Source organism: Prevotella multiformis DSM 16608, from assembly GCF_000191065.1.
In the GTDB taxonomy this organism is placed as follows: domain Bacteria; phylum Bacteroidota; class Bacteroidia; order Bacteroidales; family Bacteroidaceae; genus Prevotella; species Prevotella multiformis.
In genome coordinates this window covers 805,033-822,723 of sequence record NZ_GL872283.1, presented here as the reverse complement: position 1 = coordinate 822,723, position 17,691 = coordinate 805,033, and the positions used below count along the sequence as shown (strand labels likewise).

The following is a 17,691-nucleotide window of genomic DNA, read 5'->3' as shown; positions in this document are numbered from 1 at the left end:
GTTGCTGGTGGAGTGAGCAATGAAAGCGGTGTGTTCGTAGTGCCTTACGAGCCGGCAAAGGTCATTGCACGCATCAGCTACGTGGGCTACAAGACCGTTTACCGAACCTTCTCAACCGAGAATGCAGGCACTGTCCAGCTTGCACCCGATGCCTTACAGCTGAAAGGAGTGACCGTCAAGACCGTCCGACCACAATACAAGATGACACGGGGAGGCATGACGATCGACATTGAACACTCACTGTTGGCAAAGATGGGTAGTGCCATGGACGTACTGGCACAGCTTCCCCGTGTGACGACAAGCGGCAACAGTGTGCAGGTCTTTGCCAAGGGAACACCGCTTATCTATATCAACAACCGCAAGATAAGTGACATGAAGGAACTGACGGAACTCAAGTCTGACAACATCAAGAGTGTGGATGTAATTACAAGCCCTGGTGCACAATATGATGCACAGGTACAGTCCGTCATCCGCATCAAGACCATTCGTCGGCAGGATGAAGGCTTCAGCTTCCGTAATGATGCCAATGTGGAATACAATGGATGGTGGACTGGATCGGAATCGACCCAACTGACTTATCGGACAAAGCGTCTGGAGCTGTTCAACAGCCTCTACTGGATGAACTATCTACAGCAGGAGAACAACGACCTTCACTCCCAGATACACACAAACGAAGACGATGTTGATATTCGCCAGCACATCAACTACAAGGGCAGGCACAATGCCCTTTCCGAACGCATTGGTACTTCTTACTTCTTCAACGACAGCAACTCAATCGGTGCCTCTTACCGTTTCTACACCAATTACCGCATGGACGGAACAATGGATGGTGTTCAGAATATCTACAAAAACGGCATGTCAGAAGGAACGATAACACAGAAAGGGAATGTCGAGATACGTACTCCTGCCCGTCATCAGGCTGATGTGTATTATGTTGGCAGACTCGGAAAACTCGGAATAGACTTCAACGCATCCTATGTAGCCATGAGGTTTAAGGAAAACCATGCCCAGACAGAGCACTCCGACCAGCTTTCCAACCGTGAGGTACATTCTTCAGGCAACCAGCTCAGTCATCTCTGGGCAGGAAAACTCGTCTTTGAATATCCGCTATGGCGTGGTAATCTGAACTGGGGAACGGAGTTCAGCTATACCAACTCCTGGGGAAACTTCACCAATAAAGAGCAGATTGTTGCATCATCGGAAACTGACATCAAGGAAAGAAACCGGGCTGTTTTTGCAGATTACAGCCTTCCTTTGGGCAAGTTCTCCCTTAGTGCAGGACTAAGATACGAGCATGTAGTGTCAGACTATTACTCCTTCGGGACTAAACAAGACGATGCCAGCCGGCGTTACAGCAACTTCTTCCCTTCCGCTTCACTGTCATGGAACAGCGGGAAGTGGTCGCTCCAGCTTAATTACAGCAATAAGATCAACCGTCCGAGCTACCGTTCCCTGCGCAATTTCGTACAATACAACAACCGCTACGGCTATGAAGGAGGCAACCCGGAACTGCGCCCGGAGCAGATACACAACATAGAAGTAAATGGAGTATATGGTTGGCTGAACCTTTCTGCCGGCTATAAATACTACAAGAATGCGATGATATGGACACATGGATTATACCAGAACAAGGCTGTCTCCTTTGCTGCAGTCTACAACTATGACCATTCAGAGCTGTACTATGCCTCTGTCGTCGCCTCGCCTAAGTTCAAATGGTATCAGCCTACGGCAGAAGTAAGCTATCTGCAGCAGAACTTCCATGCACCGAATGATGATGGTTCGCTGGTGAAGAACAAGCCTACGGTAACATTCTCATTGCTCAACCAGTTCGCATTCTCCAAGACATTCATGGGCAGAGTGAATTTCTGGACACGTACAAGAATTTACCAAGGCTTTCAAGAGGCAAACGGCTTTGCAAGTCTGAACCTGGCTTTACGCAAGTCATTCTACAACGAACGCCTCATACTTTCCCTTTCTGCAAACGACATCTTCGAATCCATGCGGGAACGATGGGGGCTTAACGGTTATGGCACCACGATGGACAAGGACTGCAACACCTATTCCCGTTCTGTTTCACTGACCGTTACCTATAACTTCAATGCAAAGCGAAGCAAGTACAAGGGAACGGGTGCAGGCAATGCCGAGAAGAGCCGACTGTAAAACAATCAGGCTTTAGAAGTAACATACCAATGATTAACGGCGACAGCTCTAAGTCTTGACTGCCTTCTTGCCAAGAAAGTACATCTTTTGGAAATGCGGGCGTTTCTAAATTAATATCAGCAACAATCTTATAAAAACAATGCCTGATGCCCTTGTCAGAATGACGGGACATATCCTTGGTTATGCTTTTCATCCATTTAAGGTATGTGTTGTAAAATAACAGACAAGTTGTCATCCTGTAATCTGCTGCTTGACAAAACACCCTCACTATTCAGAAACAGTCTCACGTAGAACGCCCTCATCCGTCCGCTGATTTTTCATCACTGCGGGCTGATGAGGGCGTTTTCCTGTACGTATTTTACAGGCAATCTGAACCCATCATATCCGTGTCCGTGCTACCTTGTGACAAACTGCTTATGCTTTGACTTGGCACGCTTCTCCAAAAATGATTCTTTTCCAGGGAAAACAGAACGGTCGCTTGTGAATCCCATGCAGCTGAATACGGCATTGCGGTTGTAGACAGCAAGGTCGGGACGGCTTTCCGGCTCCTGCACAAACGAGTCGGTGAGTGGTTTATCGTATATTTTGCAGTCAACCTCCATGCCACCATCGCCGGCGTAGACAATGGCGATGGGTATTGAGATGAACCAGGCAACGACCATAAACCCGATTAACCACGAGAAGGCTTCGCCCGGGGCGTCCTCTTCATGAAAGATGAGCATCGTTATGAACAAGAAGAATGTCATAAAAGCGAAAGCCGATACACGCAGGGACTGCAAGAATAAGACGTGCCGGTTCTTTTTGCAAACAGCCTCTAAACCTGTTGCGCCTTCCTTTTTCTCATACTTCTTCCTGTCACCCACCCGAAACGATACACCAAGGGCGAGCAGGCAAAACAGTATAATAGCAGTGAAATCAATCATACATATAACAGCTCACCGGCAGCGTCATAACGTCTCTGACATTCCAGCGGTTCTTCCAGCAAAGTCATCCTTCTGTTTCCCTACCGACAAGAGATTCTATCCCGGAGGACGGACATCATCATACGCAACAGCTCTTTTCCATCTGTACGCATATCCGTTGATAAGCCCGCCGGCCGTCACCGTTTTCCAGACGGATCACACCGCAGTAAACAAAGCCGAGGCGGGAAAGGGCAGCCTGCATAGGCCGGTTGTCGGCATGAGTGTCGACACGGATGGAGGAGGTGAAGGCGGAACAGTAGCTGACGATGTCTGCCATGACACCATGGACTCCTTCTACCGAAGCCACACGATGGATGACATGATAAGGTCGGTCGTCAAGCCAGCTGCCACCCTCTATATGAGAATAGGTAGGATCGGGACCGGGAAGGAAAGCGAACGTGGCAACAGGAAGACCGTCTTCATACAACAGGTAAGAGCTGCCCCGCGCGATGTCCTCTGCGATCTTCTCCACCGGCGGATATGCGGGCGGCCACTGGTGAGGATTGCCGGCAGCAATCATCTTCGCCCTGCCCTGCTGTATGAGCCGCATCACAAGTGGAAGATCATCCTTCACAGCTCTGCGGACAGTACGGCCGGCGGGCAGTTTCACAGCACTTTCTTTTGTCATAAGGATTCCTCTTTAATCTGGTTGCAATGCAAAAGTACAAAGAAATATCTAACATTAAGTCCCAATAATGCTTAAATATCATACAAAAAGTCAGAAGCAGGGAAGCGGACGAAAGGAAAAGTATGAAAAATAGTATGCGAAATAATTGCGAATGATAAAATTAATGTGTATTTTTGCCCACAGAATCGAATACTAATTTCTAAAAACCTATAACAATGGAAAATAACCTTTTCAAGCATTCAGCCAACAGACTGGAAGCACACTTGGGCAAAGACGCACACAAGTTTACGAAGGAGGACATCAAACAGGTTGTCAGCGACCTGAACATCCGGATGGTCAACTTCATGTATCCTGCCGGTGACGGACGGCTGAAGACCTTGAACTTCATGCTGCACACACCGGAATATCTGGAGACCATCCTTACCAACGGTGAACGCGTCGACGGGTCTTCCCTCTTCAGCTTCATCGCCGCAGCCAGCAGCGACCTTTATGTCATGCCGCGTTTCTCGACGGCATTCGTTGATCCGTTCTCTGAGATTCCTACGCTCTGCATGCTCTGTTCGTTCTTCGACCGTGACGGCAATCCGCTGGCATCTTCCCCGGAATATACGCTTCACAAGGCCATGGCTGCCTTCAGGAAGGTGACAGGCATGGAATTCCATGCCATGGGCGAACTGGAATACTATGTGATCCGCGACGATGAGGGCGTTTTCCCTGCCGACGACCAGCACGGCTACCACGAGAGTTCTCCCTTTGCTAAAAGCAATGACTTCCGTATGCGTGCCATGCAGCTGATTGCCGAGTGCGGCGGCAAGATCAAGTACGGGCATTCCGAGGTGGGCAACTTCGTTGAGAACGGTCGCTGCTACGAGCAGAACGAAATCGAGTTCCTGCCTGTTGCTGCCAATGAATGTGCGGAGCAGCTGCTCCTTGCCAAATGGATTATCCGCAGCCTGGGCTATGAAGAGGGACTTGATGTTACTTTCGCACCGAAGATTACCGTGGGCAAAGCCGGTTCGGGTATGCACATCCACATGCGTATCATGAAGGACGGAAAGAACATGATGCTCGACCATGGGAAGCTGTCTGTTGATGCTCGCCGTGCCATCGCCGGTATGATGGATCTGGCAGAGAGCATCACGGCTTTCGGCAACAAGAATCCGACCTCTTACTTCCGTCTCGTTCCACACCAGGAGGCTCCGACAAATGTCTGCTGGGGCATGAGCAACCGTTCGGTACTGGTACGTGTGCCACTGGGCTGGACTTCCGGCGAGGATATGTGCCACAAGGCAAATGAGACAGAACCGCTCACAGCACGCGACTACTCAGGCAAGCAGACCGTAGAGATGCGGTCGCCGGATGCTTCGGCAGACATCTACCAGCTGCTGGCCGGTCTTTGTGTTGCCTGCCGCCATGGCTTCGAGATGGCGAATGCAGAGGCTGAAGCCGAGCGTACCTTTGCTGACGGCGACATCCACGACCCGAAGAATGCCGAGCGTTACGCCACACTGGCCCAGCTGCCTGACAGCTGTGCTGCGTCAGCCGACTGTCTGGAGCGTCAGCGCAAGGTCTACGAGGAGTACGATGTTTTCTCTCCGGCCATGATCGACGGCATCATCAAGCAGCTCCGTGCCTTCAACGACCGCACACTGCGTCAGGAAATCGAAGGCAAGGAGATGATGATGGAGCAGCTCGTCCGCCAGTACTTCCATTGCGGATAAACTCAGAAAGACAAGTCCTATCCTTTATAACGAATCCCAGGCAACAGAAGCGTTGCCTGGGATTTTTCTTTCACCTCCTCCTTATTCCCTTATCCCCTTATTCATTAGACATAATGTACCGATAAAGCTCCCGTATGTAGATAGGTTCTCTAAATAAATTAATGTTTGAAGTTGGCATACACTTTGCGTTCTTAACAAAAAGGCTTATACGGATTAAAGTTTATTGAGAAATTATGAGTTTACTGGAAATCTTAAACCACAGAAGAGCTGTCAGGCATTTCGACCCGGACAAACCGCTCGACAATGCGGTTGTAAAGAGGTGTATAGAACAGGCCACCTTAGCCCCGACAAGTTCTAATATGCAGCTTTGGGAAGCTTATCATGTCACGGACAGGAATGTATTGGAGAAATTGTCTCATGCCTGTCTGGACCAGCTGACAGCACGTTCGGCACAGCAGACAGTCGTCTTCGTCACCCGACAGGACCAATACAGGCAGCACGCACAGGCGGTACTTGCATTTGAGAAGGACAATGTCAGAAGCAACAGTCCGGCCGGCAAACAGGAGAGACGCATCAGGAAGCAGGAACTGTATTATACGAAGCTGATCCCCTTTGTCTATTCGCGCTTCTTCGGTCTGCTGGGACTTTTCCGCAAAGCCCTGGCACAGTCCATAGGTCTGTTCCGGCCGATAATGCGGCAGGTGAGCGAAGGAGACATACGTGTCAGCGTACACAAGAGCTGTGCCCTGGCTGCCCAGACCTTCATGCTGGCAATGAGTGAGGCCGGATATGATACGTGTCCGCTTGAAGGGTTTGACAGCCGGCTGGTGAAAAAGGCTCTGCATCTGCCTTATGATACGGAAATCAACATGGTCATTACCTGTGGTATCCGTATGCCGGACGGTGTCTGGGGCGAACGTTACCGCCGTCCATTTGAAGAAACTTACCATACGGTTTAGGCTTCAGACCCTGTCTGCCTTTATAAAGGGGGAGAGAAGTTTTTATCCGCATCCGTCATACCTTTCAGAGAAAAAACGTATCTTTGCAGATAATCTGAACAAGACACAATGGATAAGGACTTAAAAGACTTGAGAATCGCTGTCGCCGGAACCGGCTATGTCGGTCTCAGCATCGCCACGTTATTAAGCCAGCACCATCGGGTGGTGGCTGTTGACGTGATAAAGGAAAAGGTCGACCTGATCAACAACCGCCGTTCCCCAATCCAAGACGACTATATCGAACAGTATCTGGCCGAAAAGGAACTGAACCTCACGGCGACGTTGGACGCTGAGGCGGCCTACAGGAATGCCGACTTCGTCGTCATTGCCACACCGACGAACTATGACCCGGTAAAGAACTACTTTGACACACGTCATGTCGAGGAGGTCATTGAGGTGGTAATGAAGGTGAATCCAGAGGCTGTCATGGTGATCAAGTCGACAATCCCTGTAGGCTATACGGAGAACATCCGGGCTAAATATAAATGCGACAACATCCTCTTTGCACCAGAGTTTTTGCGTGAGAGCAAGGCACTCTACGACAACCTTTACCCCAGCCGTATCATCGTCGGCCGTCCGGACGGCGACGAGCGACTCGACCGTGCGGCGCATCTCTTTGCCCGATTGCTACAAGAAGGGGCCATCAGACAGGACATCCCTACCCTCTTCATGGGACTTACCGAAGCAGAAGCAGTAAAGCTCTTTGCTAATACCTACCTGGCCTTGCGTGTAAGTTACTTCAACGAACTGGACACATACGCCGAGGTGAAGGGACTTGATACTTCGAATATCATCCAAGGTGTCTGCCTTGATCCACGTATCGGATCTTTCTATAACAACCCATCATTTGGCTATGGCGGATATTGCCTGCCGAAAGACACGAAGCAGCTGCTTGCCAATTATGCGGATGTCCCCGAGAATCTTATCCAGGCGATTGTGGAAAGCAACCGCACACGCAAGGACTTCATTGCCGACCAGGTGCTGCACACAGCAGGCTATTATGACTATTATGACCGGGGCGATTATAACCCAGATGAAGAGAAGGAATGTATCATCGGCGTCTACCGCCTGACAATGAAGTCGAACAGTGATAACTTCCGCCAGAGTTCCATTCAAGGAGTGATGAAGCGTATCAAGGCCAAGGGAGCACAGGTCATCATCTATGAGCCGACACTCGAAGACGGTGCCACTTTCTTCGGCAGCCTGGTTGTCAACGACCTTCCCGCCTTCAAGCAGCGTTGCCATGCCATCATTGCCAACCGCTACGACAAATGCCTTGACGATGTGAAAGAGAAAGTATATACAAGAGATATATTCAGACGGGATTAATACTCCTTTCATCCATAAAAGAACAAGCACTGAATGAGTGATCATTTGGTGCTTTTTCATTTTTCTTTTTGCTATGGTACCAAGTGAGCAACCATTGGGTGCTTTTTATAGGGGAAAGTCTTAAACGCTAAAAGGGCTTGTTTCACAACAAGCCCATTTATAATACAAAAACATTATGAAATAATTTATTTCGCGAACAAGATTATCATTTAATAATTATGGCTTATGTCGCACGCTTACAAGTACGACACTTGCGTTCACAGTACCGCTCGCACTGCACACGTATATCATAGCCCAGCATCGCACCGAGGATGAAGTCCTCCTCCGGCGAAAGCTGGTTGAGAGGTTTCGTCACCATCAGCCGGATGGCGTCCAGACATTCCTGACGACCGAAGAAGAGATTCATGCGGTCGTGCCCCACCGGCTGGATAAGGTAAGGGATGTTCTGATGTTCGAGCCGGAGCGTAGCGAATGATTCGTACTTCTTGTTGCAAGTGTACAGAACCATCTGCCGCACACCTTTCTGGTACTCGTAGATGTGATTCATCAACACTTTCATGTCGGCGGTCATCATATCTGTCATCATAGTGATCCCTCCCGGATATGGTTAGAATATAAGACGGTTCTCCCGGCTGCGGCTTACAATGCCGGCTTGATGGCCTCCAGCCATGCATCGATGCGGCCCTCGGTCTTGTCGTCCTCGTTTACATCGTCCAATGCCAGCCCTACGAACTTTCCGTCTACCACAGCCTCGCTGTCGTCGAAGGCATAGCCGTCCGCTGACACGCCCGGGAGGATGTTCGCCCCCTGTGCAGCGTCGTAGAGTTCCTTCATGCCGCCGCAGAATGTATCTGAATAGCTTTCAGCATCGCCACAGCCGAAAATCGCCACGGTCTTGCCGGAGAGATCAGCACCTTTCAGTACGTTGACACCATCATACCAGTCGTCCTGCAGTTCACCCGCACCCCATGTGGAAGTACCGAGAAGCAGGTTGTCATTCTCCGCGATGGTATCTGCCGAGAAGTCTGCAACGTTAATGGCCTCAACGCCGAGCTTCTCGGCGATGGTGTTTGCAATGCTTTCACATGTACCGGTTGATGAACCGTAAACAACAATTGTCTTCTTCATATTTCTGTTACTGATTTAATATTCTTGTTTGTTTATTTTTTACGTCTGCAAAGATACGATGAAAAAACATTACCTGCAATACCTAAAAATGATGGTTTATGAAAATACCTACTTTTAGGGAGCGGAAATCACCGTTTTACGAACTTCCTGCCATTCCTGATGTAGATTCCCTTGGGGAGATCTTCCATGGAAGTGCCTGCGCACCGGCCATCCAGAAGATAAATGCGCGCGTCTTCCGGTCTTCTTTTTCCATGATCGTCGACCTCCCTGATGCCCGCTGCCTTTCTACGCAGCACTTCCTGCAAGCCGGCCTTGACGTCAATCTGCCCATACCCGTAGAGGTTGTTCGGATAGGCAAGCGACGTGTCATAATGCGTGCAGGTCTTCGAGAAGATGTCCAGACAGTCGGCAGGGGTCAGCCGGGGATCAGCCTGCAGCCACAGTGCGATGGCACCCGTCACGACCGGCGCCGCCATGGACGTACCGGCATCGGCATTCCATGCGTAGGTGCGTCCGTCGTAATCGAAGTGGCGCACGTCGCTCTGCACAGGGCCGTTTATGTTCTTCGGATTGCTGATGAAGAAAGTGCTGTAAGAAGAGATGATGTTCTGTCCCGGTGCCATGACATCGGGCTTCGTGCGGCCGTCCAGCGTGGGACCCATGGCGGAGAAGGGTGTCCGCACACCGTGCTGGCCATTATCATATACCTTCCGTTCGCCGAGATAATTGACGAAACTGGTGCGGTAGCCAGTCGCACCGACACAGATTACGTCGGGCGAACTGGCCGGCGAAAAGACCGTACGGCTGCAGTCTCCCGCATCAAGTCCCGGATCGAGCGCATGAGGAAACAGATAGCCCGATGTGCGATAGAGCTCCACGTCAGCCTCCCTGCCCACCACCTGGAGAGACACACACGGACTGTCGCCTATGCCGGAGGCGCTGCTCAACAGAAGGTCGTAGGCGGTCTCGCCGGCACCATAACAGCTGGGATATGCCAGCACCTGCCATACATACTTCTTGCCGTCTATCACCGCCGAGTCGGCAAGGAGCGAGTCGCGGGCCGCACAGACATCCGCCGTAGGGACCTCCAGCACCACAGGGGAGTCCGCCTTATTATATAAGGTCAGCCGGAATGCAAAAGGTTTCCCGGATTTTGCCGTGCAGCCGACCCTGTTCGGGTTGCCCTTGACAAACGCCCCGGCACGCTCCTGTCCTGCCGGCTTATGTATGTAGGTGTTCCGTGCGCCGTCGTTCCCGGCAGACGAGACGATGATGTGCCCGGGACCTGTCATGGCGGAAAGCAGCTGGTAATACAGCTGGTCGTCGCCATGGAAGTCCTGGTGGCTGCCTTCGCTGAAGTTGATGACACAGGGCTGGTGATGGCGGTCGGCATAATCGAAGATGTACTTGAAACCGAGCGCATCCGTGGCGTAGGTGTACTTGTAGTAGTCCTTCGGATCAATCAGGGAAGCATTGTCCGCCGCATTGTCGACCAGCACCAGGTCGGCATCGCAGGCCATGCCCCGATAAGGCGAAACCACCCCGTTGCCCTCCGCTCCGCCGCCAGCCGCTATCCCCGCCGTATGCGTGCCGTGTGTCTGCGTCTCGCCGTCAACGGCATGGCCGATTCCGAGCAAGGCCTCCTGCCCGACGTAATCCCGCCCGACATAAAGGCTTGAACCCAGCGTGTCACGCGACAGCTGGTCCCACATTGCCTTGATGCGGTAACGGCTCATGTCCGTAGAATAGAAGTTGGGATGCGTCAGGTCGAAACCAATGTCCTGCACGCCTACGACGACCCCGCGTCCCGTATAAGCCGCGGACAGTCCGTCCCCGGCATGGACAGGCTCTGCATTGACCACCACACGTGTGGTATCCATCTGCACGCTGCACCGGCCGCCTGTCTCGATGCGGCTCACCTGCCGGCTGCAGGACAGCCGTCCGAGCACCTCCAGCGGGATGGCGGCAATGCTGATGTCCCCCACCCGGGCCAGTTCCTTACAGCCGTATCGGCGCAGCACTTCCGCCGCATTGCCGTCGATGCGCACGAAAGCCGTCAGCAGCCTTTCATCCCCCTGCCCCCGGGTGAGCTGCCGGACGGCGAGTGCGGAGGCCATCGCCTCACGTACAAAGGGCGACATCTTCTCATAGCGGGGACGCTGTGCGCTGATCCCGGGTGTCATGGAAAGGAACAGGAAAAAATACAGGATTCGTCTCATTTGCATTTGTATATATCGTTTTTTTAGACAGATTCATCCGTGTCCGTCTTTCCTCTGAACGACAGCCAACCGCACAGCCTTCTCTCCCGCGGTCGTCGGTCCGTCGGAAAGTCTGCTGCAAAGGAACAAAAAATAAATGAACCCTGCAAGTAAAACTCCCCCACCGGCAAACCGAAAACATTGAACTGCACGGGAGCCGGATTCCCAGACGTTGGGAACAGGGCTCCCAGACGTTGGGAACAGGATTCCCAACGCATTGGGAACAGGATTCCCGGGCGTCGGGAACAACCGTCCCGGTGTTCAGGGACATTTGCTTAATGCAGTCTAATGTCTGGGGGGCTGTTTTCCGTTTTACTTTCAAACTTGGTTGACGGCTGCAAGCATCAGCGGAGACAGCACCGCAGACACGAAAAAGGCTACAGACCGGCAGCCCGGTCCGTAGCCTTGATATGTTTTTGTATAAAGTCCCGCTTCCGCAAGGAGCAGGGAGCAGCCTGGTTACTTGTTCAAGCCGCGGTTGTTCAGCGTGACGTTGAGAAGCTTGACGTACTCACGATACTGGCGGTTGTTCAGAATATAGTGCATATAAGAAAGATCCTTCTTGATGGCCTCGTTCACCTTCGCCTCACGCTCGGAGCTGTCGGCAACAGAAGCGTTCATCATCTCGGTGGCAAATGTACGGTTGATGTCCTCAACGGCGTCGATCTGGTCCTGGTTAAGATTCAGGGCACGGCTCAGGGCGTATGTGCTCACATTGAACTTATATGCGTTGGCGTTTGCAGCGTTGTTGTCGTTCTCACCGGCTGCGAAAGCCATTGTCATGCTCATTACTGCTACTACTGTCAATACAATCTTCTTCATAATCATTTTCCTTTCTTAATCATGATGAGCAACCCGATGGGGAAACTCGTTGTTATCCTAATTAACTGTAACTTTTATCTCTTTTTCGCTTGCAAAGTTACAAGACAATCAGGTTTCTGCATAGCTTTCCGTCACTTTTCATCCGTTTTCTCTTATATTTTTGACACACGTCAAGACGTTTGATTTATATCAGCAGGCCGTATCCGCCTTCCTCTTACGGAACGTATGCAGAAGAACCCGGAAAAAGAAAACGATCAGCACGCACCCTTTTCTCACTTTAAATCCTTACCTTTGCAGAAGACAAACGACCAAGGCTGGTTCTGAAAATTGCCTCGGAGGGATTTCTGCCTTTCAGGCGGGCGGATTCAGCTTTCTCCTTGAAAGAGCATGGCGGACCATGCACCTGGAAGAGGAAGCGGAAAATGCCGCATGACAGCAGCACGGAAAGGGTGGACGATGTCCCCGTCAAAGACAGACCAACGTGGAATTTTCAGAACATACCTTAACATTAAACAAGCAATAATGGAGAATAACACACACCGGCTCATCGTAGTCAGCTACGAGCTATACAGTGTAGAAAACGGTCAGGAACACTTCATCGAGAAGACAGAGGAACAGAAACCCATGCAGTTCTATACTGCCTGCGAAATGGCACTGCCGGCTTTCGAGCAGGAAATCGTGAAATACGGAAAGGATACCGACTTTGAATTTTCACTCACCAAGGAGCAGGCCTACGGCGAACACGATGCGAAGAGCGTACTGGCCCTCGACAAGGAGACCTTCTCCCATGATGGCGTGTTCGATTCAAAGAACATTTACAAGGATGCCGTCGTTCCGCTGCAGAACGAGCAGGGACATCGCTTCCTGGGCAAGGTGCTGGAGGTCTCGGACGACAAGGTGACCATCGACCTCAATCATCCCCTCGCCGGGAAAGACCTTCAGTTCCGCGGGCACGTCATCGAGAACCGCCCGGCAAGTGATGCGGAAGTCAAAGGCTTCTTCGAGCAGATGAGCCAGCATCACTGCGGGGGCTGCGGAGGAGACTGCAACTGCGGAGGCGAGGGAGGCTGCAAGGAAGAGGGAGGCTGCAAGGACGAGGGAGGCTGCAAAGGCAATTGCAGCTGCCACTGACCCCCTTAATCCTCTCTCATGCCCCGCCTCTCCGCCGGAAGCCCCGGAGGGGAGACACCCCTGTCACACAGCCCACTCTTATGAACACATTCGGAAAACTCTTCACACTGACCACCTTCGGCGAGAGCCATGGCGCAGCCGTGGGCGGTGTCGTCGACGGGATGCCGGCCGGTATCCCCGTCGATACCGCCTTCATCCAGCATGAGCTGGACCGTCGCCGGCCGGGGCAGAGCCGTATCACGACAGACCGCAGGGAAGCAGACCGGGTGGAGCTGCTGAGCGGCGTGTTCGAGGGGAAGTCTACCGGTGCACCGATCGGATTCCTCGTCCGCAACACGAACCAGCATTCAAAGGACTACGACGACATCCGCAACCTCTTCCGTCCCTCCCACGCCGACTATACCTATTACAGCAAGTACGGCATCCGCGACCACCGAGGGGGCGGACGTGCCTCTGCACGCATCACGCTGTCACGGGTAGTGGCAGGTGCGCTGGCCAAACTCGTACTGCGGCAGCTGGACATCAGCATCACAGCCTACACTTCGCAGGTCGGCGACATACAGCTCGACAGAGACTGCCGCCGGTACGACCTCAGCCGCATCGAATCGAACCCCGTCCGCTGCCCCGACCCCGGGAAAGCCAAGGAGATGGAAGCACTCATTGCACAGGTAAAACAGGAGGGTGATACCATCGGCGGTGTCGTCACCTGTGTCGTCAAAGGCTGTCCTGCTGGGCTGGGCGAACCGGAATCGGGGAAACTGCATGCACTGCTGGGCGCCGCCATGCTCAGCATCAACGCCGCAAAGGGATTTGAATACGGCGAGGGCTTTGCGGGCGCGGCATGGCGGGGAAGCCAGCAGAACGACATCTTCCTACCAGCCAAAGAAAAACCTCAAACCTCAAACCTCAAACCTCAAACCTCAAACCTCAAACTCCAGACCAACCACAGCGGCGGTATACAAGGAGGGATCAGCAACGGCGAGGACATCTACTTCCGCGTGGCCTTCAAGCCTGTCGCAACGCTGCTCATGGCACAGCAGACCGTAGACAAGGCAGGGCATCCGGTCACAATGAACGTGCGAGGCCGGCACGATCCCTGCGTACTGCCCCGCGCCGTCCCCGTCGTCGAGGCGATGGCCGCCATGACGATACTTGACGCACTGCTGATAAGCAGGACAAACAGACTTTAGACAGAAAAGGAACAATACATACGGGCATACTGCCGCCATGAACCTGACACTTCAGGCATATTACCGTCGGGGAAAAGAAAAACAGCCGGATGACTGTCCAGGTCACCCGGCTGTTTTCTCCTATGGGAAAGGTGCTGAAATCCACCTCATTACAGCATTCTCCCTTCATACCGAAGGCACCGCAGGGACATCACCTGGCAGATTCTTTCCTGCGCAACAAAGCGGAGATGGTCCCTGTTTCCGGACGGTTCAGTCCAAGGCCTTTATGAACGCCTTCAGCGCCGACCCGCCGTCAAGCGACGGAGCATAGGCCTCAAGGATGTTCAGACGTGCATTGCCGCCCCTGCGCTTCAAGTCTTCTGCGGTGTTCAGCACACAGATGTCCCCTGCCAGACCGCAGACATCAATCTGTTCTATCCCCAAGGCACGGACCAGCCGGCTTATCACATCCGCCGAACTTTCGTTCTGCATGATGGAATACTCATCCTTCTGGATGCTGTCGCCCTTATACAGCAAGGTGAAACCGCCCTTCGACTCGTTGAGCGCAGCCAATAACGGTTCCCATATCGCTGCACCGGCAGAATGCTGCACACAATGACGGGGCCACTGCCCACCCTCTTCGGCAAAAGAGCAGTGATGATAAGGGTGCCAGTCGGACGTGACGATCTTCACGGCATATTCATCACCATGTGCCTTTACATACTCTGTGAGTGCATCCATTGCCCCGGCGGCACCTTTCACGGGAAGTGAACCACTGATAAAGTCAACCTGCGGGTCGACGATCAATAACATCTTCTTCATTCAATGTGATCTTTTAACTATAAAGGAATATCCTGGAAAATCCACGCCGGCATACCGGTACGGCAAGCCCGTCAGTCTCTGGTGTCCTCCTGCCTCTATGCGGCCTCTTCAACTACCTCCTCCGGCCGTAAAGTCAGCCATGCCCTCGTCGGGAAGAAAGCCGGGACTTGTCCGCTGAAGAAGCTGAAGACATCAAGGGGGCTTCAGGCATTGCCGTCACCTTTTACGAACTCATGCAAGACAGTTGATGATTTCCGTGACGGATTTGCAACCATGACGATCGAGCCAGTCACTGATGCCGTCACGCACCTTGATTGTCACCCGGGGATCAAGAAAATTTGCCGTCCCTATCTGGACCGCCGTCGCCCCTGCCATGAGGAACTCGATGGCGTCTTCGGCCGTAGAAATCCCTCCTAACCCGATGACGGGAATCTTGACAGCCCTTGCCACATCGTTGACCATACGGACAGCAACAGGCTTTACAGCAGGGCCGCTCAATCCGCCGGTGCGGATGCTCAGCTTCGGACGACGGTGCTCAATGTCAATCGCCATGCCCATGAGGGTATTGATCAGGGATACGGAATCGGCTCCCTCGTCTTCACAGGCACGTGCTATGCCGGCTATGTCCGTGACATTTGGCGACAGCTTCACAATCAAGGTCTTGTGATAGCGTGCCCGTACAGCCTTCACGATGGAGGCCGCTCCGGCACAGGTCACCCCGAAAGCCATTCCTCCCTCCTTGACATTCGGACAGGAAATATTCACCTCAATGGCAGGAATCCCGTCCAGCACATCAAGCCGCCCGGCCGTCTCCGCATACGACTCCGGGGAGTCTCCGCTCACGTTGACGATCATATTGGTGTCAATATCCTTTATCTCGGGATAGATGTGTCCGATGAAATAATCCACCCCCTTGTTCTGCAAACCCACGCAATTGAGCATCCCCTGAGGAGTCTCTGCCATACGTGGATAGTCGTTTCCCTCACGTGGCTTCAGCGTCGTACCCTTGACGATGATGCCCCCGATCTGGTCCAACGGCACGAAGTCGGCGAACTCAAGGCCATAACCGAAAGTACCGCTGGCCGTCATCACGGGGTTCTTCAAGCGCAAATCATTTATCTTTACATTCAAATCAGCCATGCAATAATCATTTTATTTTACATATCTAAGATTATAGATGTCTCTTCAGACGAACTTCCTTTACCTTCTGCGGCGCATGTGCCATGAGAACCGGACTCCTGCCGATGCCGCCCCCTACTTTCCCCACAACAGGCGGCGGGTATCGAAAACGGGGCCCTCCTTACAGACACAGAGATTCCCTTCCGTGGTTTTCTCCACACAGCATAGACAGGCACCGACACCGCAGGCCATCATATTCTCCAATGAGGCCTCACAGGGAATGGAGGCCTTCCGGGCATAATGGGCAACGGCCATCATCATGGGCTTGGGACCGCATGTAGAGATATGGTCGAAGTGTTCTGACACGAGGACGGAATGATTCGTGACAAATCCCTTTTCACCGGCAGAGCCGTCTTCGGTAGTTATACATACCCTTCCATACGCCTTGAAAAGCTCTACCTCAGCCAGATCAGCCGCCGTACGTGCGCCCAGCAGAAAGACAGGATCACCCCCCGCCTCCCTGATCTGCTTGCCATAATAGAGCAATGGAGCCACGCCGACGCCTCCGCCGACCAGCAGGACCCGCTCGCCGGGACGGCGTACAGGAGTAAAACCGTTGCCCAGTGGGAGCACACAGTTCAGTATGTCTCCCGCATGCAGGCGCGCGAGCGCACGTGTACCCTCTCCTATGGCAGCGACAAGCAGCCACAGTTCATTGCGTTCACAATCAAGGAAATTAATGGAGATCGGACGGCGAAGAAAGGTAGAGGGAGAGCCGTCCACCCTCACCTCCACGAACTGACCCGGAAGCATCTCGGGAAAGGGCTTGTCATCTGTCAGTTTAATGAGGACATTCCTTTCATTGATGCGTTCCACAGAAGACACCTTCAGATCGAGGACATACTTCTTCATCTTTATCTTGCTTTTAATCATTATGCAAACATTGCCTGCGGAGACAGACGGCCGCCTGCGTTCATTCCGCCGGTACAGCCACCTGGTGAATAGTGGCCGCCCAATGCGAAGAAGGGGCGGATTCCCTATCTGCCGAATGCAGCTTATTTTATGCAAAAGCAATGCAGACGAGAGCAGAAGGAAACTTGCTTACGGTCTGCCGAATGCAGCTTATTTTATGCAAACTTACATAAAAATCCCGAATTATCCATCATCTGGACATAGAAAACCACTTTTTCTTTCAGTGAAGTACAGATAGTGAAGTACCGATGGCAACATGATCAGACTTATTGGAGGCTTCCATGAATGGACAGCCGCAACCTCTACTCTGATGCCCCGGAGAAAGAGGAGGCTGGTCCGCCTCCGGGTGCAGCTGCTCCCGACTTTTCTCTACCTGCCGGACGGGAAAGTCTGACAGACCACGGTACAAGACAGAAGCCGAATACTACAACGGGAGCTCTCCGAAAGGACCTACACAACTGATTACAGGATA

General features: G+C 52.5%; 15 protein-coding genes. 6 read left to right on the top strand and 9 right to left on the bottom strand.

The genetic code is table 11. The annotated features are described in order from the left end of the window. Positions 1–2,160: outer membrane beta-barrel family protein (locus HMPREF9141_RS08630; protein WP_007368310.1), on the top strand; the 2,160-nt coding region annotated here is incomplete at its 5' end. A gap of 395 nt (positions 2,161–2,555) precedes the next feature. Here the strand turns inward: HMPREF9141_RS08630 and HMPREF9141_RS08625 are convergent. Both HMPREF9141_RS08625 and HMPREF9141_RS08620 read right to left on the bottom strand, forming a co-directional pair. Further along, entirely contained in the window at positions 2,556–3,083 is a 528-nt protein-coding gene (locus HMPREF9141_RS08625; protein WP_007368309.1) for a hypothetical protein, read from the bottom strand. Between the two features lie 118 nt (positions 3,084–3,201). Beyond that, complete coding sequence (locus HMPREF9141_RS08620; RefSeq protein ID WP_007368308.1) at positions 3,202–3,750, bottom strand: GNAT family N-acetyltransferase; 549 nt, start codon at positions 3,748–3,750, stop codon at positions 3,202–3,204. Positions 3,751–3,965: 215 nt separating this feature from the next. On the opposite strand from HMPREF9141_RS08620, the gene HMPREF9141_RS08615 reads away from it, so the two are divergent. The 3 genes from HMPREF9141_RS08615 (at position 3,966) to HMPREF9141_RS08605 (ending at position 7,798) form a co-directional block, all read left to right on the top strand. Continuing rightward, entirely contained in the window at positions 3,966–5,471 is a 1,506-nt protein-coding gene (locus HMPREF9141_RS08615) for a glutamine synthetase family protein (protein ID WP_007368307.1), read from the top strand. Between the two features lie 233 nt (positions 5,472–5,704). Beyond that, positions 5,705–6,430: a nitroreductase family protein gene (locus tag HMPREF9141_RS08610; protein WP_007368306.1), complete on the top strand. Its 726-nt coding sequence runs from the start codon at positions 5,705–5,707 to the stop codon at positions 6,428–6,430. A gap of 108 nt (positions 6,431–6,538) precedes the next feature. Then, positions 6,539–7,798, top strand: coding sequence for a nucleotide sugar dehydrogenase (locus HMPREF9141_RS08605; protein WP_007368304.1), 1,260 nt, complete (start codon positions 6,539–6,541; stop codon positions 7,796–7,798). Between the two features lie 223 nt (positions 7,799–8,021). Here the strand turns inward: HMPREF9141_RS08605 and HMPREF9141_RS08600 are convergent, their stop codons facing one another. From HMPREF9141_RS08600 to HMPREF9141_RS08585, 4 genes are all read right to left on the bottom strand, one after another. Next, the gene (locus tag HMPREF9141_RS08600; RefSeq protein WP_174256077.1) at positions 8,022–8,381 is read right to left on the bottom strand and encodes a DUF2023 family protein; all 360 of its coding nucleotides are present in this window, start codon (positions 8,379–8,381) and stop codon (positions 8,022–8,024) included. Positions 8,382–8,437: 56 nt separating this feature from the next. Continuing rightward, positions 8,438–8,926, bottom strand: coding sequence for a flavodoxin FldA (gene fldA, locus HMPREF9141_RS08595; RefSeq protein ID WP_007368302.1), 489 nt, complete (start codon positions 8,924–8,926; stop codon positions 8,438–8,440). 128 nt (positions 8,927–9,054) lie between these two features. Beyond that, positions 9,055–11,145: a S8 family serine peptidase gene (locus HMPREF9141_RS08590; RefSeq protein ID WP_040554738.1), complete on the bottom strand. Its 2,091-nt coding sequence runs from the start codon at positions 11,143–11,145 to the stop codon at positions 9,055–9,057. A 498-nt stretch (positions 11,146–11,643) separates the two neighbouring features. After that, on the bottom strand, positions 11,644–12,012 hold the full coding sequence (locus HMPREF9141_RS08585; protein WP_007368300.1) for a hypothetical protein: 369 nt from the start codon (positions 12,010–12,012) through the stop codon (positions 11,644–11,646). A gap of 516 nt (positions 12,013–12,528) precedes the next feature. On the opposite strand from HMPREF9141_RS08585, the gene HMPREF9141_RS08575 reads away from it, so the two are divergent. After that, the gene (locus tag HMPREF9141_RS08575) at positions 12,529–13,137 is read left to right on the top strand and encodes an FKBP-type peptidyl-prolyl cis-trans isomerase (protein ID WP_040554735.1); all 609 of its coding nucleotides are present in this window, start codon (positions 12,529–12,531) and stop codon (positions 13,135–13,137) included. Positions 13,138–13,217: 80 nt separating this feature from the next. After that, entirely contained in the window at positions 13,218–14,327 is a 1,110-nt protein-coding gene (gene aroC / locus HMPREF9141_RS08570) for a chorismate synthase (RefSeq protein WP_007368297.1), read from the top strand. Positions 14,328–14,576: 249 nt separating this feature from the next. On the opposite strand, the gene HMPREF9141_RS08565 is transcribed toward aroC, so the two are convergent. The 3 genes from HMPREF9141_RS08565 to HMPREF9141_RS08555 form a co-directional block, all read right to left on the bottom strand. Beyond that, positions 14,577–15,128: an isochorismatase family protein gene (locus tag HMPREF9141_RS08565; RefSeq protein ID WP_007368295.1), complete on the bottom strand. Its 552-nt coding sequence runs from the start codon at positions 15,126–15,128 to the stop codon at positions 14,577–14,579. 231 nt (positions 15,129–15,359) lie between these two features. Further along, positions 15,360–16,268: a dihydroorotate dehydrogenase gene (locus HMPREF9141_RS08560; protein ID WP_007368294.1), complete on the bottom strand. Its 909-nt coding sequence runs from the start codon at positions 16,266–16,268 to the stop codon at positions 15,360–15,362. A 114-nt stretch (positions 16,269–16,382) separates the two neighbouring features. Beyond that, on the bottom strand, positions 16,383–17,159 hold the full coding sequence (locus HMPREF9141_RS08555) for a dihydroorotate dehydrogenase electron transfer subunit (RefSeq protein WP_040555005.1): 777 nt from the start codon (positions 17,157–17,159) through the stop codon (positions 16,383–16,385). Positions 17,160–17,691 lie beyond the last annotated feature (532 nt).